The 25,774-nt window shown below is 69.9% G+C and carries 19 protein-coding genes; 13 read left to right on the forward strand and 6 right to left on the reverse strand.

The window, feature by feature from the left end; genetic code table 11:
- Positions 1–64: 64 nt before the first annotated feature.
- The 4 genes from hemB to aroE are packed head-to-tail and all read left to right on the forward strand — an operon-like array spanning position 65 to position 3,874.
- On the forward strand, positions 65–1,114 hold the full coding sequence (hemB, locus tag LRG07_RS05595) for a porphobilinogen synthase (protein ID WP_201169904.1): 1,050 nt from the start codon (positions 65–67) through the stop codon (positions 1,112–1,114).
- Between the two features lie 4 nt (positions 1,115–1,118).
- Positions 1,119–1,793 carry a TIGR00153 family protein gene (locus tag LRG07_RS05600; RefSeq protein WP_201169907.1) on the forward strand — a complete coding sequence of 225 codons (675 nt, stop codon included), beginning with the start codon at positions 1,119–1,121 and terminating at the stop codon, positions 1,791–1,793.
- 3 nt (positions 1,794–1,796) lie between these two features.
- Entirely contained in the window at positions 1,797–3,047 is a 1,251-nt protein-coding gene (locus tag LRG07_RS05605; RefSeq protein WP_201169910.1) for an inorganic phosphate transporter, read from the forward strand.
- A 14-nt stretch (positions 3,048–3,061) separates the two neighbouring features.
- Positions 3,062–3,874, forward strand: coding sequence for a shikimate dehydrogenase (aroE, locus tag LRG07_RS05610; protein ID WP_201169912.1), 813 nt, complete (start codon positions 3,062–3,064; stop codon positions 3,872–3,874).
- Between the two features lie 25 nt (positions 3,875–3,899).
- Here the strand turns inward: aroE and LRG07_RS05615 are convergent, their stop codons facing one another.
- Complete coding sequence (locus tag LRG07_RS05615) at positions 3,900–4,334, reverse strand: MaoC family dehydratase (RefSeq protein WP_201169914.1); 435 nt, start codon at positions 4,332–4,334, stop codon at positions 3,900–3,902.
- A gap of 261 nt (positions 4,335–4,595) precedes the next feature.
- Between LRG07_RS05615 and gltB the strand changes: the two genes are divergently transcribed.
- Genes gltB through LRG07_RS05635 form a run of 4 tightly spaced genes read left to right on the forward strand, consistent with a single transcriptional unit; the run spans position 4,596 to position 12,051 of the window.
- Positions 4,596–9,056, forward strand: a complete 4,461-nt coding sequence (gltB, locus tag LRG07_RS05620; protein WP_201242985.1) for a glutamate synthase large subunit — start codon at positions 4,596–4,598, stop codon at positions 9,054–9,056.
- 41 nt (positions 9,057–9,097) lie between these two features.
- Positions 9,098–10,507 (forward strand): FAD-dependent oxidoreductase, encoded by a 1,410-nt coding sequence (locus tag LRG07_RS05625; protein ID WP_201169916.1) that lies wholly within the window; start codon positions 9,098–9,100, stop codon positions 10,505–10,507.
- A 10-nt stretch (positions 10,508–10,517) separates the two neighbouring features.
- Complete coding sequence (hemE, locus tag LRG07_RS05630; RefSeq protein ID WP_201169917.1) at positions 10,518–11,612, forward strand: uroporphyrinogen decarboxylase; 1,095 nt, start codon at positions 10,518–10,520, stop codon at positions 11,610–11,612.
- Entirely contained in the window at positions 11,581–12,051 is a 471-nt protein-coding gene (locus tag LRG07_RS05635) for an NUDIX domain-containing protein (protein ID WP_201169918.1), read from the forward strand. Before hemE ends, LRG07_RS05635 begins: the two co-directional genes overlap by 32 nt.
- Before the next feature lie 9 nt (positions 12,052–12,060).
- On the opposite strand, the gene LRG07_RS05640 is transcribed toward LRG07_RS05635, so the two are convergent.
- Positions 12,061–12,966, reverse strand: coding sequence for a DMT family transporter (locus tag LRG07_RS05640; RefSeq protein WP_238641951.1), 906 nt, complete (start codon positions 12,964–12,966; stop codon positions 12,061–12,063).
- A 95-nt stretch (positions 12,967–13,061) separates the two neighbouring features.
- Positions 13,062–15,167, reverse strand: coding sequence for a TonB-dependent receptor (locus LRG07_RS05645; protein ID WP_238641952.1), 2,106 nt, complete (start codon positions 15,165–15,167; stop codon positions 13,062–13,064).
- An 82-nt stretch (positions 15,168–15,249) separates the two neighbouring features.
- Here LRG07_RS05645 and LRG07_RS05650 point away from each other — a divergent pair, with 82 nt between their 5' ends.
- The 3 genes from LRG07_RS05650 to LRG07_RS05660 are packed head-to-tail and all read left to right on the forward strand — an operon-like array spanning position 15,250 to position 20,426.
- Positions 15,250–16,689: a DUF4139 domain-containing protein gene (locus LRG07_RS05650; protein WP_238634692.1), complete on the forward strand. Its 1,440-nt coding sequence runs from the start codon at positions 15,250–15,252 to the stop codon at positions 16,687–16,689.
- A complete protein-coding gene (locus LRG07_RS05655) occupies positions 16,686–20,180 on the forward strand; it encodes an FAD-dependent oxidoreductase (protein WP_238641953.1) in 3,495 nt (1,164 codons plus the stop codon). The genes LRG07_RS05650 and LRG07_RS05655 overlap by 4 nt, the downstream gene beginning before the upstream one ends.
- Positions 20,181–20,234: 54 nt before the next feature.
- Positions 20,235–20,426, forward strand: coding sequence for a DUF2892 domain-containing protein (locus LRG07_RS05660; RefSeq protein WP_201169928.1), 192 nt, complete (start codon positions 20,235–20,237; stop codon positions 20,424–20,426).
- 9 nt (positions 20,427–20,435) lie between these two features.
- Here LRG07_RS05660 and LRG07_RS05665 read toward each other — a convergent pair whose 3' ends face one another.
- From LRG07_RS05665 to LRG07_RS05675, 3 genes are read right to left on the reverse strand one after another with little or no spacing between them, the layout of a single operon-like run.
- Positions 20,436–21,080: an SDR family oxidoreductase gene (locus LRG07_RS05665; protein WP_201169931.1), complete on the reverse strand. Its 645-nt coding sequence runs from the start codon at positions 21,078–21,080 to the stop codon at positions 20,436–20,438.
- Between the two features lie 37 nt (positions 21,081–21,117).
- Positions 21,118–22,785 (reverse strand): ABC-ATPase domain-containing protein, encoded by a 1,668-nt coding sequence (locus LRG07_RS05670; protein WP_238633435.1) that lies wholly within the window; start codon positions 22,783–22,785, stop codon positions 21,118–21,120.
- A gap of 49 nt (positions 22,786–22,834) precedes the next feature.
- The gene (locus LRG07_RS05675; protein ID WP_201242993.1) at positions 22,835–24,271 is read right to left on the reverse strand and encodes a PLP-dependent aminotransferase family protein; all 1,437 of its coding nucleotides are present in this window, start codon (positions 24,269–24,271) and stop codon (positions 22,835–22,837) included.
- A gap of 118 nt (positions 24,272–24,389) precedes the next feature.
- Here LRG07_RS05675 and LRG07_RS05680 point away from each other — a divergent pair, with 118 nt between their 5' ends.
- Positions 24,390–25,166 carry a bifunctional 2-polyprenyl-6-hydroxyphenol methylase/3-demethylubiquinol 3-O-methyltransferase UbiG gene (locus LRG07_RS05680; protein WP_201169938.1) on the forward strand — a complete coding sequence of 259 codons (777 nt, stop codon included), beginning with the start codon at positions 24,390–24,392 and terminating at the stop codon, positions 25,164–25,166.
- 194 nt (positions 25,167–25,360) lie between these two features.
- Positions 25,361–25,726 (forward strand): hypothetical protein, encoded by a 366-nt coding sequence (locus LRG07_RS05685; protein WP_201169940.1) that lies wholly within the window; start codon positions 25,361–25,363, stop codon positions 25,724–25,726.
- Positions 25,727–25,774 lie beyond the last annotated feature (48 nt).

Here is a 25,774-nt window from a genome sequence, read left to right on the forward strand (position 1 = left end):
GTGAACCCTTGGGCGACGCCAGGGGAGCGGGCATAATCAAGGCCTTCAACGGCAGCGTGAAACAATGGAGGCGGTCGTGACACGGAGCTCCCAACCGCAGTTCAATGGCGGCTACCCCCTGCGGCGCCCGCGCCGGATGCGCCGCGACGCCTTCTCCCGCCGACTCATGCGGGAGACCCGGCTGGGCCCGGAGGATCTGATCCAGCCGGTCTTCGTCCTCGACGGCGAGGATCGCACCGAGCCGGTGCCCTCCATGCCCGGCGTCGAGCGCATGACCATCGACCGACTGGTCCAGGAGGCGCGGGAGCTGCACGCCCTCGGCATCCCGCTGATCGCCATCTTCCCGGTGACCCCCGCCGAAGTGAAAAGCGAGGACGCGCGCGAAGCCTACAACCCGAGCGGCATCGCCCAGCGCGCCGTGCGTGCGGTCAAGGATGCGGTCCCCGGGATGGGCGTCATGACCGACGTCGCCCTCGACCCGTTCACCAGTCACGGCCAGGACGGGCTGATCGACGAAACCGGCTACGTCATGAACGAGGAGACCGTCGAGGTCCTGGTCCGCCAGGCGCTCTCCCACGCCGAGGCCGGAGCCGACGTGGTCGGCCCCTCCGACATGATGGATGGCCGCGTGGGGGCGATCCGCAGCGCCCTGGAGTCCCACGACCACCGCAATGTGCGCATCCTCTCCTACGCGGCCAAGTACGCCTCCTGCTACTACGGTCCGTTCCGCGATGCCGTGGGCTCCTCGGACAACCTCGGCAGCGGCGTGGCCGGACCGGGCAAGGACAGCTATCAGATGGACCCGGGCAACAGCGACGAGGCCCTGCACGAGGTGGCCCTCGATCTGCAGGAGGGGGCCGACATGTTCATGGTCAAACCCGGCCTCCCCTACCTGGACGTCATCCGGCGGATCAAGGACGAATTCGGGGTGCCGACCTTCGCCTACCAGGTCAGCGGCGAGTACTCCATGCTCAAGGCAGCCGCCCAGAACGGCTGGCTCGACGAGCGCGAGTGCGTGCTCGAGGCGCTGCTCTCGCTGCGCCGGGCGGGCGCCGATGGCATCCTGACCTACCACGCACGGGCTGCGGCTCAGTGGATGCGCGAAGAGGACTGAGATCTTGAAGAGCTACTTCGCCCGGATCTTCGGCTCCTCGCCGGTCGCACCTTTGCAGCAACACATGGCCGAGGTGGTCGACTGCGTGGAGGTGCTGCCGGAACTCTTCCGGGCCTCGGCGGCGGGCGACGTGCAGCGCATGCGCGACGCCCACCGCCAGATCGTCCAGCACGAGCACGAGGCGGACCGCCTGAAGAAGGAGATCCGCGCACACCTGCCGCCGGATCTGTTCATGCCGTGGGACCGGCGTGACTTCCTCGAGCTGCTGCGCGCCCAGGATCGGATCGCCAACAAGAGCAAGGACATCGCCGGGCTGATGATCGGCCGCCAGATGCAGTGGCCGGCGGCACTGGAAGAGGCCACCCTGGGTCTGCTCGATCAGGGCATCGAGGCGGCCCGCCAGGCCAAGGCCTCGGTACGCGAGCTCGATGAGCTGGTCGAGGCCGGCTTCCGCGGCGCGGAGCTGGAGATCGTCGAGAGCCTGCTGGACAAACTCGACGACGTAGAGGCCGAAACCGACCGCATGCAGGTCCAGCTGCGCTCGCAGCTGTTCGAGATCGAGCGCGAGCTCTACCCGGTGGATGTCATGTTCCTCTACCAGATCATCGAGGCCCTCGGCACCCTCGCCGACCGTGCCCAGCAGACGGGCGCCCGCTTTCAGATCCTGCTCGCGCGCTGAGGCATGGAATACGCCGTCGTCTACCTGGCCCTCGCCGCTGCGTTCGGACTGTTCATGGCCTGGGGCATCGGGGCCAACGACGTGGCCAACGCCATGGCCACGTCGGTGGGCTCGCGGGCACTGACCATTCGCCAGGCGGTGGTGATCGCCGCCATCTTCGAGTTCGCCGGCGCGGTGCTCGCCGGCGGCGCGGTGGCAGCCACGGTCCGCGGCGGCATCGTCGACACCTCATCACTGGTCGGCGAGGAGGAGATCCTCGTCTTCGGCATGCTCGCCGCCCTCGCCGCCGCTGGCTGCTGGCTGCTGGTGGCCTCCTGGCGAGGTTGGCCGGTCTCCACCACGCACTCGATCATCGGCGCCCTGGTCGGCTTCGGTATCGCCGGACTGGGCTGGGGGGCCATCCACTGGCCGGCCGTCGGGCAGGTGGCCGCCAGCTGGGTCACCTCGCCGCTGATCGCTGCGGTGGTCAGCTTCGCCCTGTTCCGCTCAGTGCAGATGCTGGTCCTCGACCGCCGCCATCCGCTGGAGGCGGCCAAGAAGTGGGTGCCCTTCTATATCTTCCTCACCGGGTTCTTCGTCTCGGTCATCACCCTCTTCCGTGGGCTGCAGCACATCGGGCTGGAGCTGGGCTTCGCCACCAACCTCCTGCTGTCGCTCGCCATCGGCCTGGTCATGGCCTGGGCCGGCAAGCTGGCGATCCATCGCACCCGCTTCGACGAGCGCCCTCACCGGCGCTACCAGTTCCGTAACGTCGAACGGGTCTTCGCCGTACTGATGATCATCACCGCCTGCGCCATGGCCTTCGCCCACGGCTCCAACGACGTAGCCAACGCCGTCGGGCCGGTGGCCGCGGTGGTCGCCACCGTGACCAGCGGCGAGATCCAGCCCGAGGCACCGGTCCCGGTGTGGGTCCTGGTCCTGGGCGCAGTGGGTATCGTCGCTGGATTGCTGATGCTCGGCCGCCACGTCATCGCCACAGTGGGCAAGAACATCACCCAGCTCACCCCGAGCCGGGGGTTCGCCTGCAATCTGGCCACCGCCGGGACCGTGGTCACCGCCTCGGGCATCGGCCTGCCCATCTCCACCACCCACACCCTGGTCGGGGCCGTGCTCGGCGTCGGGCTGGCCCGTGGACTGGCCGCCATCGACCTGCGGGTGGTGACCGGGGTGTTCATGTCGTGGCTCGTCACCCTGCCTGCCGGTGGCATCCTCGCCGTGGTCTTTTTCTACTTGCTCTACTGGAGCTTCGGCTGAACCGGGACAGACCCATGAGCGATCACTACGCCGTCGTCGGCAACCCGATTGCCCACAGCAAATCACCCCAAATCCACGCCCGCTTCGCCGCGGAGGTAGGGGCCGACCTGTTCTACCAGCGCTTGTGGGCCCCGGAGGAACACTTCGACGCCGTGGCGCAAGCGTTCTTCGCCGGCGGCGGCCACGGGCTCAACGTCACCGTGCCGTTCAAGGAGGCAGCCTGTGCCTTCGCCGACACCCTCAGCGAGCGGGCCCGAACCGCCGGCGCCGTGAACACCCTGCGCGCCGAGGCCGACGGTCGCCGCTTCGGCGACAACACCGACGGTATCGGCCTGCTGCGCGACCTGCGCGACAATCACGGGGTCCAGCTGGCCGGCCGGCGCCTGCTCCTGCTCGGCGCCGGCGGCGCCGCCCGAGGGGTCCTGAGCGAGCTGCTCGCCGAGGGGCCACAGACGCTGGTCATCGCCAACCGCACGGTGAGTCGCGCCGAGGCCCTCGCCTCCGCCGACACGCGCATCCGCGGTTGCGGCTTCGAAGCGCTGCACGGGCATACCTTTGACGTGGTACTGAACACCACCGCCGCCGGGCTGCAGGGCGAGATGCCACCCCTGCCCGACGACTTGCTCGCCCCCGGCGCCGCCGCCTACGACCTGGTCTATGCCGACGGCGACACGCCGTTCATGGCCTGGGCACGGGCGCGCGGCGCCGCCGTGGTCTGCGACGGTCTGGGCATGCTCGTTGAGCAGGCAGCGGAATCGTTCTATCTCTGGCGCGGCACCTACCCGCAGACTGCTCCGGTCATCGAGGCGCTGCGCGGCGGGGCCTGAACCGCCTGTCTACGCGCGGGGCCGCTCAGGCCTCGCGGCTGTTGACCATGACCTCGGCCTCACCGGTGAGCACGGTGCGCTTGCGCACGTAGCAGCGGGTATCCAGGCGCACGCGATGGCGCTCGCGCTCCACCTCGATGACTGTGGCCTCGGCGCGCACGGTGTCACCGATGCGCACCGGCGCCTGGAAGCGCAGCTGCTGACCGAGGTAAATGGCCCCCGGCCCCGGCATGCGGGTGCCGAGGACGCAGGAGATCAGCCCACCTAGGAACAGCCCGTGGGCGATGCGCCCCTTGGCGAAGGTCGTCGAGGCAAACTCCTCGTTGATGTGCACGGGGTTATTGTCCCCGGAGAGGCCGGCGAAGAGGACCAGGTCGGCCTCGGTGACGGTCCGCGTGTAGGATCCCGCCATCCCCGGCTCCAGATCCTCGACGCAGTACCCCTGCAGCTCATGAACCATGCGCTTCTTGCTCCCGCTCGCCGTCGTTGAACGCGGTAAATACGGATGGTGACTGGGTTGTCACTCTGACACGCGCGGGTGCAAAAAGGCCAGTGGGACGCCGTGCCGGACCGCCGGCAATCGGCGTTTGCGCCCACGGGGGCTCGTGCATATACTACCGTCCCGCTTTTGTCGGCGGGTGATCGACACCGGCGGCGCACCGCGCCCAGAGGGCCGGCCGCCCCCTGAAAAAAACGACCCCGCAGCATCCCAGAGGCGACCGTGACGGACGAAAACGCACCCGGCCTGTACCGGCCCAGCTTCGAACGAGACAACTGCGGTTTCGGGCTGATTGCCCATATGGATGGTAACCCCAGCCATTGGCTCATCGAAACCGCTGTAGCCGCCCTCGGGCGACTCACTCACCGTGGCGCGGTGGCGGCCGACGGCAAGACCGGCGACGGCTGCGGCCTGCTGCTGACCAAGCCCGACGCCTTCCTGCGCGCCGTGGCAGAGGAGGCTGGCCTGGAACTCGGCGAGCAGTACGCCGTGGGCAGCCTGTTCCTCCACCCCGACGACCAGCGCGCGGAAGCCGCCCGCGAGGCCCTACGTGAGGCGCTGCGCAGCCAGGGGCTGGAGCCGGCCGGATTCCGCGAGGTCCCGGTGGACCCCTCGGCGCTGGGGGCCCAGGCCCTCCAAACCCGTCCCCGGATCGAACAAGTCTTCGTCAACGCCGATCCGGGGATGGAGGCCCAGGACCTGGAACGGCGGTTGTTCATCGCCCGCCGGCTTACCGAGAAGGCAATCAGCAGCGAAGACGAGGTCTTCTACGTCGCCAGCCTTTCGGGCCGGGTCCTCTCCTACAAGGGGCTGGTGATGCCGGATTACCTCCCCTCCTTCTACCAGGACCTTCAGGACCCGCGCCTCGCCTCTTCCCTTTGCGTCTTCCACCAGCGTTTCTCCACCAACACCCTGCCCCAATGGCGCCTCGCCCAGCCGTTCCGCTACCTGGCCCATAATGGCGAGATCAACACCATCCAGGGCAACCGCAACTGGGCCAATGCCCGGGCTTTCACGCTGAACACCCCGCTGATCCCTGACATGGAAGCGGTGCACCCGCTGGTCAACAGCGAGGGTTCCGATTCCTCGAGCCTCGACAACATGCTCGACGTGCTCCTCCAGGGGGGGATGGACATCTTCCGCGCCATGCGCCTCCTCATGCCCCCGGCTTGGCAGAACGTCGACTCTATGGACGCGGACCTGCGCGCGTTCTACGAGTACCACTCCATGCACTGCGAGCCCTGGGACGGTCCGGCCGGCATCGTCCTCACCGACGGCCGCCACGCCGCCTGCACCCTGGATCGCAACGGCCTGCGGCCGGCACGCTGGGTGATGACCCGCGATCGCCACATCACCCTGGCCTCGGAGATCGGCGTCTGGGACTACGACCCGGCCGAGGTGGTGGCCAAGGGGCGACTCAAGCCCGGCGAAATGCTCGCCGCCGATACCGAAACCGGACAGCTGCTCACTCCCGAGCAGATCGACGAGCGGCTGATGCGCCGCAAGCCTTATAAGGTCTGGCTCAGCGACCACCTGCGCCGCCTCGAGCCCCTCGCCGGCCACGACGGCCGCACGCCGCAGCTCGATGCCAAGGCCCTTGAAGTCCACCAGAAGCTCTTCGGCGTCTCTTTCGAGGAGCGCGACCAGGTGATGAAGGTGATGGCCGAGGACGGCCAGGAGGCCGTCGGCTCGATGGGCGACGACACCCCACTGCCGGTGCTCTCGCGCAAGGTCCGAGCCCTCTACGACACCTTCCGACAGCAGTTCGCCCAGGTCACCAACCCGGCGATCGACCCGCTGCGCGAGCGGATCGTGATGTCGCTGGAGACCTGTCTGGGCCGGGAAAAGAACCTCTTCGACGAGTCCGAGGATCACGCCAAGCGCATTACCGTGGACTCGCCGGTGCTCTCCGGCGCAAAGTTCGCGGCGCTCAAGGCCCTGGACGACCCGGAGTACGCCCACACCGTCATCGACCTGACCTACGACCCCGCTCAACTGAGTCTGCGCAGCGCCATCGAGGCCGTCGCCGCCGAGGCCGAGGCAGCGGTCCGCGCCGGGTCGACGCTGGTGGTGCTCTCCGACCGCCGGGTCGAGCGCGGCCGGCTGACCATCCACGCCCTGCTGGCCACCGGCGCCGTCCACCACCGCTTGGTGGCCCGGGGCCTGCGCTGCAACGCCAATCTCATCGTCGAGACCGGCACCGCCCGCGACCCCCACCACATCGGCTGCCTGATCGGTTACGGGGCAACCTGCGTCTACCCCTACCTCGCCTACGAAGTCGTGGCCGAGATGGCCCGCTCCGGGCGGATCGAGGGGGACGTCGAGGAGCTCTGCCTCAACTACCGCAAGGGGCTGAACAAGGGGCTGTACAAGATCCTCTCCAAGATGGGGATCTCCACCATCGCCAGCTACCGCGGGGCACAGCTGTTCGAGTCCGTGGGCCTGTCCGACGAGGTGGTGGACCTGTGCTTCACCGGCACCACCAACCGCATCCAGGGCATGGACTTCACCGACCTCGAGGCCGACGCGCGCGAACTGGCCCGGCGCGCCCACCGCCCCACCGAACTCCTCGACCAGGGCGGGGTCTTCAAGTACGTCCACGGCGGCGAGTACCACTGCTACAACCCCGAGGTGGTCTCCTACCTGCAGCAGGCGGTGGAGAACGGCGACTACGCCACCTACAAGCGGTTCGCGGACGAGGTGAACCAGCGCCCCACCGCCACCCTGCGTGATCTGCTCGGGCTCAAGGCCCCGGAGCAGGGCATTGCGGTGGACGAGGTCCAGCCCATCGACGACATCCTCACCCGGTTCGACTCCGCCGGGATGAGCCTCGGGGCGCTGTCGCCAGAGGCCCACGAGGCCCTGGCCATGGCCATGAACCGCCTCGGCGGCCGGTCGAACTCCGGCGAAGGCGGCGAAGACCCGGCCCGCTACGGCACTGATCGGGTCTCGAAGATCAAGCAGATCGCCTCGGGGCGCTTTGGCGTCACCCCGCACTACCTCGTCAACGCCGAGGTGCTGCAGATCAAGGTGGCCCAGGGCGCCAAGCCCGGCGAGGGCGGACAGCTGCCGGGGCACAAGGTCAATGAGATGATCGCCCGGCTGCGCTACTCCAAGCCCGGGGTGGCCCTGATCTCGCCGCCGCCGCACCACGACATCTACTCCATCGAGGACCTGGCGCAGCTGATCTTCGACCTCAAGCAGGTCAACCCGCAGGCGCAGGTCTCGGTGAAGCTGGTGGCCGAGGCCGGCGTCGGCACCGTGGCCGCCGGCGTGGCCAAGGCGTATGCCGACCTGATCACCATCGCCGGCTACGACGGCGGCACCGGCGCCAGCCCGCTGACCTCCGTGAAGTACGCCGGCGGCCCGTGGGAGCTGGGCCTGACCGAGACCCACCAGACCCTGCGCGCCAACGACCTGCGCGACAAGGTGCGGCTGCAGGCCGACGGCGGCATGAAGACCGGCCTGGACGTGATCAAGGGAGCGATCCTCGGCGCCGAGAGCTTCGGCTTTGGCACCGCGCCCATGGTGGCCCTCGGCTGCAAGTACCTGCGCATCTGCCACCTGAACAACTGCGCCACCGGCGTGGCCACCCAGGACAACGTCCTGCGCCTGAAGCACTTCGTCGGGACCGCTGAGAAGGTGGCGAACTACTTCCGCTTCGTCGCCGAGGAAACCCGCGAGTGGTTGGCGTTGCTCGGTGTACGCCGGCTCGAGGACCTCATCGGGCGAACCGACCTGCTGGAGATCCTGCCCGGCGAGACCGAGCGCCAGGGGCGTCTGGACCTGTCGCCGATCCTCTCCGACGGCGGTGTCCCCGAAGACAAGCCCAAGCGCTGCCTGGAGCCGTCCAACGTGCCCTTCGACAAGGGCGAGCTGGCCGAGCGGATGGTGGCCGACTGCCTACCGACCATCGAGGCCGGCACCGGCGGTGAGTTCCACTACACCCTGCGCAACAACAACCGCTCCATCGGCGCCCGGCTCAGCGGCGAAATCGCCCGCCGCCACGGCAACCAGGGCATGGCGAACAGCCCGGTCACCCTACGCCTGACCGGTACCGCGGGGCAGAGCTTCGGCGTCTGGAACGCCGGCGGGCTGCACATGGTGCTCGAGGGGGACGCCAACGACTACGTGGGCAAGGGCATGGCCGGCGGTAAGCTCGTCCTCTACCCACCCGAAGGCAGCCGGTTCGAGGCGCGCAAGACCACCATCATGGGCAACACCTGCCTCTACGGCGCCACCGGCGGGCGGCTCTACGCCGCCGGCACCGTCGGCGAGCGCTTCGGTGTGCGCAACTCCGGCGCCACCGCGGTGGTCGAGGGCGTCGGCGACCACGGCTGCGAGTACATGACCGGCGGCGTGGTCTGCGTGCTCGGGCCCACCGGGGTCAACTTCGGTGCCGGCATGACCGGCGGTCTCGCCTTCGTCCTCGACGAGGCCGGCACCTTCGCCGACCGCTACAACCACGAGCTCATCGACATCCACCGACTGCAGTCGGAAAACATGGAGGCTCACCGCAACTACCTGCGCGAGCTGATCCGCGAGTTCGTGGCCGAGACCGGCAGCGTGTGGGGACGGGCGGTCCTCGACGACTTCCGCGGCTACCTGCCCCGCTTCTGGCTGGTCAAGCCGAAGGCCGCCGATCTTCACACCATCCTCGATACGCTCCGCCAGGCGGCCTGACGGCCGCCGGCGGCGCCCGAGCACGGACGGATTAGTCAGCCATGTCCAGCAGTGTCTTCCAGTTCCTCGAGATCCCGCGCCGCGACCCGGACAAGCTCCAAGTCGACGAGCGCATCCGCCGCTTCGCCGAGATCTACGGCCGCTACGACGAGCAGACCGCCGCCGCCCAGGCGGGGCGCTGCCTCGACTGCGGCAACCCCTACTGTGAGTGGAAGTGCCCGGTCCATAACTACATCCCGCACTGGCTGCGGCTGGTGGCCGAGGGCAACCTGTTCGAGGCCGCGGAACTCTCCCACAAGACCAACACCCTGCCCGACGTTTGCGGTCGCGTCTGCCCACAGGACCGACTCTGCGAGGGGGCTTGCACCCTCAACGACGGCTTCGGTGCAGTGACCATCGGGTCGGTGGAGAAGTACATCAGCGACGAGGCCCTGCGCCAGGGCTGGCGGCCCGATGTCAGCGACGTGGTCGACACGGGCAAACGGGTGGCGATCATCGGCGCCGGTCCCGCCGGGCTTGGTGCGGCCGACGTGCTCGCCCGCAACGGGGTCCGGCCGGTGGTCTTCGACCGCTACCCGGAGATCGGCGGCCTGCTGACCTTCGGCATCCCGCCGTTCAAGCTCGACAAGGACATCGTCCGCCGGCGCCGCGAAATCCTCGAGGGCATCGGCGTCGAGTTCCGCCTCAACACCGAGGTCGGGCAGGCGGTCAGCTTCGACGAACTCCTCGCCGAGTACGACGCCGTCTTCCTTGGTACCGGCACCTACACCTACATGCGCGGCGGCTTCCCCGGCGAGGATTTGCCCGGGGTCTACGAGGCGCTGCCCTACCTGGTCTCGAACATCAACCGCGAGGAGGGCTGGCAGGGCACCGAGGACGAGTTCATCGACATGCGCGGCAAGCGCGTCGTGGTCCTCGGCGGCGGCGACACGGCCATGGACTGCAACCGCACCGCCATCCGGCAGGGGGCGGCCAGCGTCACCTGCGCCTACCGCCGCGACGAGCAGAACATGCCCGGCTCCCGGCGCGAGGTCGAGAACGCCAAGGAGGAGGGCGTCGAGTTCCTCTGGAATCGCCAGCCGATCGAAGTCATTGGAGAAAACCACATCGAAGGGGTTAAGGTAGTCCGGACCGAGCTCGGTGCCCCGGACGAACACGGGCGACGCCGGCCGGAGCCGGTGCCCGGCTCCGAAGAGGTGCTGCCGGCCGACAGCCTCATCATCGCCTTCGGCTTTCGGCCCAGCCCGCCGCATTGGCTGGAGCAGCACGGCGTCGAGCTCGACGATTGGGGCCAGGTGCGGGTCAGCCGGCAGGACGGAACCTTCGGGCAGACCACCAACCCGAAGATCTTCGCCGGCGGCGACATGGTCCGCGGCTCCGATCTGGTCGTGACGGCTGTCTGGGAGGGCCGTGAGGCAGCCAAGGGCATCCTTGATCACCTACAGGTATAGGAGTGACGCGGTGAGCAGCTCTGAGCTCAAGAACGATCGAATCCTGCGCGCGTTCCAGCGCCAGCCCGTGGACCGGACCCCGGTCTGGATGATGCGCCAGGCCGGCCGCTATCTGGCCGAATACCGAGAGGTGCGGGCCCAGGCCGGCAGCTTCATGGGCCTGTGCCGCAGCCCCGAGCTGGCGGCCCGGGTCACGCTGCAGCCGCTGGAGCGCTATGAGCTCGATGCCGCCATCCTCTTTTCGGACATCCTCACCATCCCGGAGGCCATGGGGCTGGGGCTGAACTTCGTCTCCGGTGAGGGACCGGTCTTCGAGCACCGGGTCAAGACGGCCGCCGACATCGACCGCCTGCCGCAGCCCTCCGCCGACAAGGAGCTGAGCTACGTCATGGACGCGGTCGCGGCCTGCCGCAAGGAGCTGGCCGGTCAGGTGCCGCTGATCGGCTTCACCGGCAGCCCCTGGACGCTGGCCACTTACATGATCGAGGGCGGCTCCAGCAAGACCTTCGCGGCCAGCAAGAGCCTGCTCTTCAACGAGCCGGAGGCCGCCCACCGGCTGATGACCAAGCTGGCCGACACGGTGGCCGACTACCTCAACGGGCAGATCGAGGCCGGTGCCCAGGCGCTGATGATCTTCGATACCTGGGGCGGCGCGCTGGACCCGGTGCGCTACCGGGAGTTCTCGCTGGCCTACATGCAGCGCATCGTCGAGCAGCTGCCCCGCGAGCGCGAGGGGCGGCGCATCCCGGTGACCCTGTTCACCAAGGGCGGCGGGCAGTGGCTGGAAGACATCGCCGACACCGGCTGTGACGGCGTCGGTCTTGACTGGACCACCTCACTGACCGAAGCCCGCCGCCGCATCGGCGACCGGGTGGCGCTGCAGGGCAACCTGGATCCGTGCATGCTGCACGCCAACCCCGAGGTAATCCGCCGCGAGGTGGCCCGCTGCCTCGAGGAGTTCGGCCACGGGCCGGGCCACGTCTTCAACCTCGGCCACGGGATCCAGCCGGAGACGCCGCCCGAGAACGTCGACGCCATGATCCGTGCCCTTCACGAACTCTCCCCGGCCTACCATGACGCAGCGGCCACCTCGGCCACGTCGTAGGCGGCGGAGACGGCGTACCCTCTCGGCGGGCGTCATTCCGGTGCGCTTCGCCGAGCGGGGGCGTCTCTATCTGCTCCTGCGCGCCTTCCAGTACTGGGACTTCCCCAAGGGCAAGGTCGAGCCCGGCGAGGAGCCACTCGAGGCAGCCCGGCGCGAGGTCCAGGAAGAGGCCGGAATCACCGAGCTGACCTTCCGCTGGGGCTACGCGTTCTTCGAGACCGGCCCCTACGCCCAGGGCAAGGTGGCCCGCTACTACGTCGCCGAGACCACCACGCGGCGCGTGGTCCTCGGCATCAACCCGGAACTCGGCCGCCCGGAGCACCACGAGTACCGATGGGTCACGCCGGGCGAGGCGTACCGACTTGCGTCGCCGCGTGTCCGCGAGGTCCTCGACTGGGCCGAGACGCAGATCGCCGGCGCCGTGCACGACGGCGCCTGAGTGCCACCCTCAGCTCCGCCCGAAGCGCCACCCCACCGCGCCCTCCCAGGCGTCCCGGGCGAAATACCCGAGCAGCGCCAGCACGATCACCGCCCCGCCAAGCATCGACGGCACCGGCGGCACCTCGGCGAAGACCAGCCACACCCAGACCGGCCCCAGGGCCGCCTCGAGCAGCAGCACCAGGCTGACTTCCGGCGAGGGCAGGTAGCGGGTGGACTGGGCGATGAGCACCAGGGCCAGGGGCATCTGCACCAGACCCATGACGCCGAGCACCGCGTAGCTCTCCCAGCCCAGGGCCAACGGCGCCGCCCAGGGGGCGGCACACAGGGCGGCGACGACGCCGCCGGTGGCCACCACCGGCAGGCGGTTGATCTCCGGACGGGCACGCAGCAGCGTGAGGTTGGCGCCCATATTGGCGGCGGCCAGCAGGGCCGCCAGGTCGCCCAGCCGCCCGCCGGGTTCCGCCGGAGCGCTGAAGATCACGGCCATGCCGACGATCACCGCGGCGATGGTCCACCAGGTCCGGCTCTGGATCGGCTCACGCAGGAAGAGCCAGGTGAACACCGCCGAGAAAAGCGGTGCGGTGGCGAAGAGCACCAGCACGTTGGCGGCGTGGGTGTTGAGCACCGCGAAGACAAAGAGGATCGAGTTCAGCCCGAAGAACAGCCCGGAGGCCGCCGCGGCCCAGCCTCCCCGGCGCCAGATGCGCAGGGTGTAGCGGCCCTGGGTGGCGAAGAGCAGGGCGCTGACCGCCACCGCCATCAGCAGCCCCCGCCAGAAGACCACATCCCAGCCCCCGGCCCCGGCCAGGCGCACCAGCACCGCATCGAAGCTCAGCGCCGTCACTCCGGCGGCGGCGATCATCAGGCCCTTGGCACGGTCCCGGGCGCCGAAGGGCGCAGCGCTCCGCGGCATACTGACTGAACTCCCTGTTGGATGACCCCGCCGGCCCGGCGGGAGGCTTGGCGTCGCGACGAAGGCCGGGAGGATAACCCCTCCCGGCCCTCGTTTCAGTAGGTCTCGAAGCGAATCCCGGCGTAGATGGTGCGCTCCGGGGCAGGCTCGAAGTAGCCACCTTCCTCGAGCGACCCGTCGACTTCGGCCGTTGCCGCATTGATGCGCACGTTGGCGTCGTAGGTCTCGTCGAAGAGGTTGTTGACCCCGAAAAAGGGCTGCGCCTCGTAGGCGTCGGTGACGAAGGTGCGGCTGGCGTGCAGGCCGACCTCGGAGTAGCCGGAGCTGCGCTGGGTGTTGCGGTCGTCGGCCCAAATACCCTCGCTGGCCCGCAGGTCACCGGCCACCCGCCAGCCGTTGGGGGCCTGCCAGGCGGCCTCCAGATAGCCGTGGGCGCGGGGCACGCCCGGGATGCGGTTGCCGCGGACCTGATCGTTGTTCTGGGCGCCGTCGACCTCATCCAGTGCCGGCGTAACATAATCCCGGAAGGTGAACTGCCCGTAGGCCAGCGCGGCGGTCAGCTCCAGGCGATCCGTCGGGAACGCCTCCACCCCCAGCTCCACGCCCCGCCGGCGGGTCTCGCCGGCGTTCCTATACCACTCCGGACCGTCGGTCTCCCCCTGCGGGACCAGCTCGTCTTCGGTCACCACCTGGAAGAGGCTCACCTCGTAGCGCAGCCGCCGATCCAGGGCCCGCCCCTTGACCCCGACCTCCAGGGAGCGCGCCTGCTGCGGCTCGATCGCGTCGTTGATGCCCCCTTCGTCGCGGTCCCAGAGCTCCCAGAGGGTCGGCGTCTCGAAGGCGGAGCTGGCGTTGGCGTAGAGGCTGTGATCCTCCGCCACGGCGTAGCGCACCCCGGCCAGGTAGCTCGGCTCGGTGTAGGTCTGACTTTCGGTTCCCCCATGCGTCGCCTTGCGATCGTCGATGCTCATCCGGGTCCAGTCCAGACGGCCGCCGCCGACCAGCCGCCAGCGCGGCGCCACCTGCCACTCCGCCTGCAGATAGCCCGCCACCACCTGGGCCTGCTCAATCTGATCGTTAGTCCGCTCGCCCTCGCGCCCATCGAGGTTCTCGTAGCGCTGCCGGTCGTCGTACTGCCACTCGGCGTCGGCGCCCACGGAGACCTGCACCGGCCGCCCGGCGGCCTCGGTGCGGCGCACGTGGCGGCCACCGACGCCGCCGAAGTAGCGCTCGAAGGTCACAATGCCACCAGGACTGAGCCGGTCTTCACCATCCGGCCCCTGATATTCATCACCGCCGTCAAAAGGATTCCGCCGGTAGAAGTCCCGGCGCTGCAGGAAGGCCCGGCCCTCCCAGCGTTCGGTGGCCGACGGCTCCGCGGTGAGGATCACCGCCCCGCTCTGCTGCTCCACCTCCTCGCCGGCGTCGAAATCGAGGGCGTTCTCCGCGGCCTGCCGCCGATCCTCCCGCACCTTGTCACGGCTGAGCCCCCCCGGGTCCTCCGCCTCCGGGGCGTCGAGAAGATTGGCAATGAAACGCAGCCGCTCCCCCCCGGCCAGGTCGCGGTCGAGCTTGATGTTCAGCCGCCGCTGCGCCGAGCCCGAGTGGTCGCGGTAGCCGTCCATCTCCTGGTTGGAGGCGGTCACCGCCGTGCGCCACGTCTCCTCGGCGCGCCCGCCCCAGACCCGCTGGGCCCGCTCGCCGTGGCTGCCGAAGAGCACTTCGCCGCCCAGGAAGTCACCGCTGTCCGGGGGCTCCAGCGTGGTGAGGCGAAAGACGCCCCCGGCGGCGTTGCCGTAGAGGGCCGAGGCCGGCCCGCGGATGACCTCCAGGCGCTCCACGAAGGCCGGGTCCAGCGCATCGAGCTGGCTCTGGCCGTCGGCCACCGTGTACGGCACATCGTCCACGAAGGCGCGGACGCCGCGCAGCCCGAAGGGCGAGCGGGCGCCGAAACCCCGCACCGAAAGACGCAGGTCCTGGGCGGCGTTGTAGCGGTTCTGGGTGTGCACCCCGGGGACGCGGTCGAGCCCCTGGTCCAGGGAGAGGCGGCGGCGATCGGCGTAGGCCTCGCGGCCGACTACGGAGACCGCCGCCGGATAGGCGTCGGGATCCACATCGAGCCGGGGCACGGCGGCGACCACCGGCGGCAGCGCGGCCTCCTCACCCGCCGCCGGGCCGGGCACACCGGCAGCTAGCGACAACCCTACCCCGAGTGCCCCGAGAAAGGCGCCTGGCCTGCATGCTACATTCGACCCTGACCCGCGCCGCGCACCAGGACCACCGATGATTCGCCGGCTGACCATGACCACGCCCGTCCCGCTGCCCATGCTTGTCACCCCGTTGCTGCTCTTCGCTCTCGCCAACCCCGGCCACGCCGCCGAGACCGCGCCGGCGGAGCTGGAACCGGTCCCGCTCGGCACCCGCACGCTGCCCGAGGGTGTGCGTGAGGTAATCAGCGACGGACAGGATCGCACGGCGCTAGCGGTCACCGTCTACCTGCGGGGGCCGGCGGTGTTCCGCGAGACCCGCGAGATCGGGCTCCCCGACGAGCCGGCGCGGCTCGTCCTCACCGACGTCCCGGAACACATCGATGCCGGCACGGTCAGCCTTGATTCCGAGCACCTCCCCCGGGTCGGTGCGGTTGCCTTCACGCCGGGCGACCTCGATGAGGAGGGGCTGCTGCGCCACCACTTGGGCAGCGAGATCCGCTACCGCGCGGGCGCCGACCGCACCTGGGAACGTGGCTATCTGCTCACCTTCGACGCCGACGAGGTGATTGTCGCCACCGACGAGGCGGTCTACCCGCTGCCACGCGGCAGCGAGACCCGCTTCGCCTTCCCGGAGCGGCCGCCCCGGCTGCACGGGCGACCCACCCTCGAGCTGGCCATCGACAGCGAGCGCGGCGGCACCCACCCCGCTAACCTGGCCTACCGCAGCGAGGGCCTGACCTGGCATCCCGACTACCAGCTGCGCGTCATCGAAGACGCCGAGCCGCGCCTGGACGGCTACGCCCGCGTGGAGAACGAAACCGGTATCGACCTGCAACAGGCCCGCTTGAGCCTGATCGGCGCCAGCCTCGGTGACGCCCCTGTCCGCACCCTCGCCCGGGCCGAGTCGGTCACGGCCGATCGACTCGACGGCCTGCCCCGGTTCCAGACCGCCGAACCCCACGATCTGCTCGCCGGGCGCAGCCACCGCATCCAGCTCTTCAGCCAGACGCCCGACGCCTTCGACCGCTATCACCGGCTGCGCAGCAACGCCGGTGCCGAGCCAGACCGCCCGCAGCAATCGCCGGCCCGGCGCATAGCCAGCTGGCAGGCCGGCACCGATCTGCCCCCTGGCCGCGTAACGCTGCTCACCGGCCCGCCCGGGGCCGCCGAGCCGGTGGGCGAGGGGCGCATCCCGGGGACCGCCGCCGGGGACGAAATCGAGGTGGAGCTGGGCCCCGCCTTCACCGTCACCGGCGAGCGCACCCTGCGCGAGCGCCGGGCACTGGAGACGACCGAAGGCTTCGAGGCCGCCTGGCGCATCCGCCTGCGCAACCGCGGCGAGGCCGCCACTCGGATCGAGCTCGAGGAACGTTTCCCCGGCGACTGGGAGCTGCTCGAGACCAGCCACGAGCCGGAACGCGCTGAAGGCCGTTGGGCCCTGTGGGACCTGGCGCTGGAGGCCGATGACGAGACAACCCTCGAATACCGGGTGCGCGTGGAGCGAGAGGAATGAGCGAAGACCCCATCTGCCTCGAGGGCCTGAACTACAGGGATCTGCATAGCCGGACCGGCCTGCTGGAACTCGATCGGCGCTTCCTGGCGCACCTCCGCGCCGTGGCTCCGGAACGGGCGGCGCAGCTCGAGGCGCACCGCGACCCGGACCGCCCGAACCTCAGTGACCGCGACCTGGGGGAATGGCTCATCGCCACGGCACCCTGCCTCGAGGCGTTCCTGGCCGAGGCCTTCGGCATCAAGGCCTCCCTGCAGACCGTCCGTGACGCCCTGACCCGGGACGGCGAGGTGCTCGCCTTCCGGCGGGACTGGGTCCAGAAGCGGGCCCGCCGACGCAAGACGCCCCCCCAGGTGTCATTCGCCGAGCTCGACAGGTGGCTGGATCAGGCCTTGGATGCCCGGGGCATTGACCGCCGGGACCGCGAACTGGCCGTAGCCCGGCTGGCCGCACAGTACACCGCCGAAAGCGACGCAGAAGCCGAACGTGAGCGTCTGCTGGACTGGTGTGCCGCGGCCCTGCACACCCCGCCGGGCCAGGCCGCCGTCGCCGACTGGGCGGCGTTCCGGCTGCCGCAGCGGGTGGACCACACCAACCTGGTGGCGCTGGAGGCCGAGGCCACCGAGGCGCAGGGCCAGCCCGTCCGCTTCCACGCCCCCCGCGCGCGCTGGCGCAGCCGGGACGGCTTCGAGCTCACTGACGGCCGCGCCCCGCAGCGCCAAGTCAGCGCCGAGGCCCACTACTGCATCTACTGCCACGACCACGAGGGCGACTTCTGCTCACGGGGCTTCCCCGAGAGGAAGGGCGACCCGGAGCTTGGGTACAAGGCGGATCCGCTCGGGGTACAGCTCACCGGCTGCCCGCTGGAGGAGCGCATCTCGGAGATGAACCGCCTCTACCGCGACGGCCACCCGCTGGCCGCGCTCGCCGTGGCGATGGTGGATAACCCCATGATTCCGGCCACCGGCCACCGGATCTGCAACGACTGCATGAAGGCCTGTATCTACCAGAAGCAGGACCCGGTGGACGTCCCGCAGATCGAGACCCGCACCCTCACCGACGTGCTCGGGCTGCCCTGGGGCGTCGAACTTTACCACCTCCTCGCGCGCTGGAACCCGCTGCGCGCCCGTCAGTACCTGCCCGCCGAGGAGAACGGCCGCCGGGTGCTGATCGCCGGGCAAGGGCCCGCGGGCTTCACCATGGCCCACCACCTGACCATGGCCGGGTGCACCGTGGTGGCCGTCGACGGCCTGAAAATCGAACCGCTGCCCCAGGCGTGGCTGGACGGACCGATCCGCGACTGGGGCGACGTCTGGGAACCGCTGCAGACGCGCACCCTCTACGGCTTTGGGGGCGTCGCCGAGTACGGCATCACCAACCGCTGGGACAAGAACTTCCTTAAGCTCATCTACCTCACCCTGGCCCGGCGCGAGCGCTATGCCGTCCACGGCGGCGTCCGGCTGGGCGGCACCCTCACCCTAGAGGATGCCTGGGCGCTCGGGTTCGACCACGTCTGCATCGCCACCGGGGCCGGCTACCCCCGGGTGCTGGAGGTCGGCAACAGCCTGGCCCGGGGCATGCGCCAGGCCAACGACTTCCTCATGGCCCTGCAGCTGACTGGGGCCGGCAAGAGTGAGAGCATTGCCAACCTACAGGTGCGCATGCCGGCGGTGGTCATTGGCGGCGGGCTGACCGCCGTCGATACTGCCACCGAGGTACAGGCCCACTACATCGCTCAGGTGGAGAAGGTCCTCGCCCACTACGAGGCCCTGGAGGCTGAAGGCGCCGGGTTCGGGGCCGGGCTCGGCGTCGAGGACCAGACCATCCTCGAGGAGTTCCTGGCCCATGGGCGCGCCGTGCGTGCTGAGCGCGAGCGCGCCCATGCGGCCGGCGAGGCGCCGCGATTCGCGCCGCTGCTCCAGGCTTGGGGCGGCGTCACCATCGCCTACCGCAAGGGCCTCACCGCCTCGCCGGCCTACGTGCGCAACCATGAGGAGCTCACCAAGGCCCTGGAGGAGGGCATCCTCTACGCCGAGGGGCTCGAGCCCCTGCACGTGCGCCTGGACGAGCACGACCACGTCCACTCGGTGGTCTTCCGGCGCATGCGCCACGACGGCGGCCGCTGGTACGCCACCGGGCGCGAGACGGAGCTTGCGGCCCGCTCGATCTTCGTCGCCGCCGGGACCGTGCCCAATACCATCTACGCCCACGAGCACCCGGGCAGCCTTCAGCTGCAGGGCATCCACTACCGGCCCTACGGCTACCGGCGCAGGGGCCTGCAGCCCATCGCCGCCGGCGAGCACTGCAAGGCACCGGAGATCGGCCCGTTCACGTCTTACCAGTCGGCCGGGCGCACGGTCTCGTTCATCGGCGACACCCACCCGGTATTCGCCGGCAGCGTGGTGCAGGCCATCGCCTCGGCGCGACGCAGCTACCCGCAAGTGCTCGCCGCCCTCGGCGGGCTTCCCATGCAGCCCGGTCGCAAGGCTCGCGCCTTTCTCGACAACCTGGCCGCGCGGCTGACCCCGCGGGTGGTCTCCGTGGAGCAGCCGAGCCCGGCCGTGGCCGAGATCTGGGTCCGGGCACCGCTGGCCGCAGCCCGTTTTCGGCCCGGGCAGTTCTTCCGCCTGCAGACGCTGGAGACGCACAGTCCGGTGGTCGACGGCACCCGCCTGCAGGTGCCACTGATGACCGTCTCGGGCACCGGTATCGACGGCGACTGCATCCGCCTGATGCTGTTGCAGTGGGGGGCCGCCCCGCGCATCGCCGCCCGCCTGCAGCCCGGCGACCCGTTGGTGCTGATGGGCCCCACCGGCGCCCCCACGGAGATCCCCGAAGACCGCACGGTGATGGTGGTGGCCGGCCGCTGGGGCGCGGCGGTGATGCACGATATCGGCTCGGCGCTGCGCGCGGCGGGCAACCGGGTGCTCTACATCGCCGCCTTCGGCAGCGCCGACGAGATCGACCACCCCGATGAGCTGGAGGCCGGCGCCGACCAGATCGTCTGGGCTACCGCCCGCGAGCCCGCCTTCGAGCCGCGCCGCCCCCAGGACAGCGCAGTGATCAGCGCCGACATGGTCGACCTGGTCCGCCGCTACGGCGACGGCGAGATCGCCCCCGATGCCCCGGGGCTACCGCTGGCCGAGGTCGACCGGATCCTGGTCGTCGGCGGCACCGGGCTCCTGTTCGGCTTCCAGCAGGCACTGGCGGACGGCCTGTCGGCGTACTTCCCGGACCACCTCGAGGCCGTGGGCACGGTGGGCAGTCCCATGCAGTGCATGCTCAAGGGCGTCTGCGCCCAGTGCCTGCAGTGGCAGGTGGACCCGGAGACCGGCGAGCGCACCCGGGCCGTCTTCTCCTGCGCCGAACAGGATCAGCCACTGGGCTGGATCGACCTGGGTAACCTGGCTGCACGGCAACAGCAGAACCGACTCCTCGACCGACTCACCGCCGCCTGGGTGGAGCGGCTGCTGCAGCGACGCGCACCGGACTGATATGCAATACTTCGGATATCAGACCCGAGAGTCGATACCCAAGGAGGAATCGCAATGGACGTAAGCAGGAACATGGGCACCGTGGATCGCGCCATCCGTGCCGTGGTGGGCATCTGCCTGATCGCTCTGGCGTTCATCGGGCCACAGACCGCCTGGGGATGGATCGGCCTGGTCCCGCTGGCGACCGCCATCGTCGGGGTCTGCCCGGCCTACATCCCGCTGGGCCTGAAGACCTGCGCCAAGTAGCACCGAGGCCTAGCTAACGCCGAGCCGGCGAACCGCCTCACGTACGGCGGTTTCGCCGGAGACGGCATCCAGCGTGCGCCGCGACGTCACCCCGGCGTCGAGCAGGGCCGCCAGCAGCGCGGCCACATCATCCCGCGGAATCTCGCCGTAGGGCAGCCCCTCGCCGAGGGTCACCCGCCCGCGGGCGCGTTCATTGAGCAGACGCCCGGGACGCAGGATGGTCCAGTCCATGGCCGTCGCGCGCAGGCGGTCATCGGCCTCACGCTTGGCCGCCAGGTACGGCCGCAGCCGCTCCGGGGCCTGCTCGGGGCACTCCGTGCGCATCGCCGAAACCATCACGAAACGCCGCACCCCGGCCGCCTCGGCCAGCTCGATGATCCGCAACGCGCCTTGACGGTCCACCGCCTCGGTCTTGTCGGCACCGGTATGCGGGCCAGAACCGGCCGTGAAGACCACAGCGTCCGCGCCGCGGACTGCCTGGCTACAGTCACGCTCGAGGTCAGCCACCACGGTCTCGGTGGCCCCCGCGGCCGCCAGGGCCGGCTGCTGGTCCGGATCCCGGACCATGGCCCGCACCTCGTGCCGGCTCGGCGCCAGCCGCTCCACCAGTCGCCGCCCCACCTGCCCGTGGGCCCCGATGATCAACACCCGCATCCTCTGCCCTCCGCTCGCGACGCTGGCCTGCCTGGGCCTAGCCTACGCCGTCGGCGACGCCGCCGAAACGGGCACCGCGCAGGCGGTTCAGCGCAGCCATGACCTCGATCGTCCGCGGGCGGGCCAGGTCCCCGTCCGGGCGGGGCAGCAGCTGATCCCAGTGGCGGTTCAGCAGATCGGCCAGCCACGCCGGCGGGTCCTCGACCCGACCGCTGTCCGAGAGTCGCTCGAGCAGCAGGCCGATGGCCCGCACCTGGGCGGGATCGGCGATCTGCTCCACGGCGCGCAGGTCGACGGCCTCCCGGCCGAGCAGCAGGGTATCGCGCCCGCGGCCCTGCACCTTGCGCTTACCGGGCTTGGTCTCGGTACGCACTGTACCCCCCTCCACGGCGCGGGTCGTCGGCCAGGCCAGCGGCGAGCGCACCTCGGCGTGGCGCCCGGTGGCGTACTCGGCGGCTACCCGCCGCGCCTCGGCGGTGACATCGGCCGGACGGTACTCCTGCATCTGGATGACCGTATCGGCGCTGTCCAGATAGTCGCCAGAGCCGCCCATCACCAATAACGTGGACACCGCATGGCGATCGCGCAGCTCGGCGATGCGATCGACCAGCGGCGTGATCGGTTCGGCATCCCGGGCCACCAGGGCCTGCATGCGCCGATCGCGGATCATAAAGTTGGTCGCCGAGGTGTCCTCGTCCACCAGCAGGGTGCGCGACCCCGCCTCGAGGGCCTCCTGCAGGGCGGCCGCCTGGCTGGTGGAGCCGGAGGCCAGGTCCGTGGAGAAGGCGGTGGTGGACTTGCCAAAGGGCAACTCGCCGATGTATGGCGACAGGTTCACGGCGTGGACGGCGCGCCCGTCCTCGGCGCGGATCTTCGCCGCGTCCTCGACGCTGACGACGCCGTCGCGACCATCCCCGGGGACGTGGTCATAGACCCCGAGCTCCAAGGCATTGAGCAGGGTCGACTTGCCGTGAAAGCCGCCGCCGACGATAAGCGTGATCCCCGCCGGGACGCCCATACCGGCGATCGGACCGGCATTGGGGGCGTGCAGCGTCAGGCGCAGCGAATCGGGGCTGTGGAAGGGGATGGCATCGCTCAGGGGCCGGTCGTCCACGCCGGAGCGCCGCGGCAGGACCGCCCCTTCAGCGACGAAGGCCACCAGGCCGCGCTCGTCGAGCTGCGCACGCAGCGCCTGCTGGTCCTCAACCGTGGCGCAGTGGCGCTCCAGCGAAGCGCCGTCGAGTTGCTGCGCCTCGGCAGCAGCGGCGACGATCCGCGGCAGTTTCCGGCAAAGGATCTCGGCCGCCTGGCGACCGAGGATGGTCCGCCCGCGCGCCGGCAGGGCGACGGTGAAACGCAGCTCGACACCGGCGTCGGTGAACAGCACGGCACTGCGATCAAGCACCGTCTGCGCGCCTGAATCGATGCGGACCGCCTGCTCGCTGGCGGCGGCTCGCTCGAAGGCCCGGGCGATGTAGTCACGCGCCGCGCGGCGCCGGGGCTCGCCGGTCAAGGCCGCTTCGGGCAGCCCCGCCCGCTCCCACGGCACCACAGCCCTCAGCCGCGAAGGCGCGGCAAACGGGTCGGCCTGGACCTTGTCCACACAGAGGGTGAAGCCGGGGAAAGCGTGGCGGCCCTGGATGTCCTTGTACGCCTTGTAGCCCCGGCCGTCGATGCGCTGGAGGGTATTCTGCAGCTGTTCCATGCCGCCTCACGGTAGCCGAGCCGGGCCGCGCCGGCCAAGAGGGGCCGGCTCAACCGCGAACGTCGCCACGGTCCTCGCCGGCGGCGAGGGCACCGAGCCGCTGCAGCGCCCACTCCGTGGCCGCCACATCGGCCTGGGCGCAGTTCAGCCGCAGGCAGCGTCCGTACCGCCCGGTGGGCGAGAACACCGGCCCCGGGGCCACGCTGACCCCCTCGGCCAGCGCCCGGCGCTGCAGCTCCAGGCTGTCGCAGCCGGCCGGCAGTTCGACCCAGACCACGAAACCGCCCCGTGGCCGGGTCACTCGGGTCCCCTCGGGGAAGTGGCGGCGTACCAGACCGGCGACCCAACGCACGTGCCGCTCGTAGTTGCGCCGGGCCCGGCGCAGGAAGCGGTCGTAGCCGCCCTGCTCCAGGTAGTCGGCCACGGCCAGCGTACTCAGGGTGCAGGTGGCTTGACTGGTCGCGTACTTGAGATAGACGAGACGATCCCGGTAGCGCCCCGGCGCCACCCAGCCGACGCGCAGCCCGGCACCGAGGATCTTCGAGAACGAACTGCAGTAGAGCACTTCGCCCTGGCCATCGAAGGCCTTCGCCGCCCACGGGCGGGTGCCGTCGAAGGCCAGCTCACCGTAGACGTCGTCCTCGATCAGGGGCACGTTGTGGGCGTTAAGCAGTGTCACCAGTTCCTGCTTGCGCGCCTCCGGGGTCACGTGGCCCAGCGGATTGCCGAAAGTGGGCATGAGCACGCAGGCACGGATCGACCAACGCGACAGGGCCCGCTCAAGGGCCTCGGGGATCATCCCCGAGTGGGGGTCGGTGGCGACCTCCAGGGCCTGCATCCCCTGGGACTCGATGGCCTGGAGGATGCCGTAGAAGGTGGGTGACTCGATGGCCACCACGTCGCCGGGCTCGGCCACGGCACGCAGGCTGAGGGTGATTGCCTCCTGGCAGCCGGCGGTCAGCACGATGTCGTCCGGCGAAAGGCTGCAGCCGGCGTAGGCCATGCGCCGGGCGATCTGGGTGCGCAGCTCGGCACAGCCCGGCGGGAAGTCGTAGGCATTGACGCGCTCGCGCTGTCGGCGGCGCACCCGGGCAAAGCTGCGGTCCATGGCCGCCGCCGGCAGGAAAGCGGCGGGCGCCGCGGCAGCACCCAGCGAGACCACGTCCGGCTCGTGGTGGGCGCGGACCAGATCGAGCACACGCTCCTGGCCGAGCACCAGACTGGGCGCGTCCACTTCGCCCACCTGCTCGCTCGGCGCCGCGGCGGCGGTGGTGCGTTCGCGGACGTAGAACCCGGAGCGTGGCCGCGCCTCGAGGATCTCGCGCTGCTCAAGCAGTTCACAGGCGGCGACGATGGTCGCCATGCTCACCCCGAAGTGCCGGCGCAGCCGTCGCAGTCCGGGCAGCCGGTCGCCAGGGGCATAGACGCCCTGTTCGATCTGCCCGGCGAGGGTCTCGGCCACTCGTTCGTAGAGCGGTGTGGTCATCACGGTCCAGTCTAACGCAACTGTACCGGTTCATAATGTCCAAAACTGATTCTGTATCGCCCGATGGATCGCGACGATCATAGTCATCGATCCCGAGAAGCAACGCAGGAATGCAATAATGTCCCAGGCCCTAAACGCCGAAGCAGGCTGGCAGTACGAGCAGTATACCCCCGGTTTTGCCGACTACTGGGATGACCTGGTGGGGTGGGAGACGCGTCTGGCCCGCGAAGGCGCCTTCTACAACCGCCTGGTGGGCGCCCACGGCGCCAAGAAGGTCATCGACCTGGCCACCGGCACGGGGGTCAACGCCGTCTCGCTGGCTCAGGCCGGCTTCGAGGTGACCGCCGTCGACGGCTCCGAGAACATGCTGATCAAGGCCCGCGAGAACGCCAGCAAGTACGGCGTGGAGTTCAGCGACACCCGGGCCGTCGACTGGCTGGAGCTCGACAAGGTCATGGGCACCGAGCAGTACGACGCTGCGGTGTGCCTGGGCAACTCCTTCACCCACCTGTTCGATCACGAGGACCGCCGCACCGCGCTGCTGGCGATGTACCGCGTGCTGCGTCCGGGCGGGATGCTGATCATCGATCAGCGCAACTACGACGACATGCTCGACAACGGCTACAGCTCCAAGCACGCCTACTGCTACACCGGCGAGGGTGTGGACGTGGGCCCGGCCGAGCTGCACCGGACGATGGCGCGTTTCCAGTACGTCTTTGCCGACGGCTCCACCTTCCAGCTGAAGATGTACCCGCTGCGGCAGGACTACATGACCCACCTGCTCGAGGACGCCGGGTTCATCAACGTGGAGCGCTACGGCGACCTGCAGAAGCCGTACTACCGCAACGATGTGGACTTCATCCAGCAGGTGGCCTACCGCCCGCTGGAGTCCTGAGACACCTCCGGCGCCCTCGGGCGCCCGGATGCACGGACGCGGCCCCGCCACAGGGGCCGCGTTTTTTTGTGCCCACTCGCCGGACCTGCTCCCACCCGATAACCGTACCGCGGCTGCCTTGAAGCCACGCACCGGTGCATCTAGCTTCAGATGTTGAAAGCTGACCCACGCGTGGACAGCGCAGGAGGTCGATGATGAACCGGCGGCAAAAGAGAGCGGAAGAAGCGCGGCGCAGGATCCTGGAGTCGGGCGATCAGGAGCTGATCAACCGGCTACACCTGCTGGAGGCGAGCCAGGCCCGGGCGGGACGTGGCGGACGTGGACCTGGACTGCTCGGAACGGCGGCGGCCGTCGGCGGCGGTGCCTATCTGGGCACCCTGCTCGCCGGGATGACCCTTAACGCCGAGATGCAGCGGGCCTTTGCCGCCGTTGCCGAGGACATGGGCTTTAGCCCGGGGGATCTCGGCCTCAGCCCCGCCGCGATGGAGGGCGACGTGGGCGATGTCGGCGGCGACGACGGTGGTCTGTTCGACGGCTTCGGCGGGTTCTTCGACATCTGACCCACCCCCCGGCGGGCGGCTGCCCGCCGGGGTGGCGCCGGCAGCGGG

This window comes from Halorhodospira sp. 9622, from assembly GCF_022228025.1.
In the GTDB taxonomy this organism is placed as follows: Bacteria; Pseudomonadota; Gammaproteobacteria; order Nitrococcales; family Halorhodospiraceae; genus Halorhodospira; species Halorhodospira halophila_A.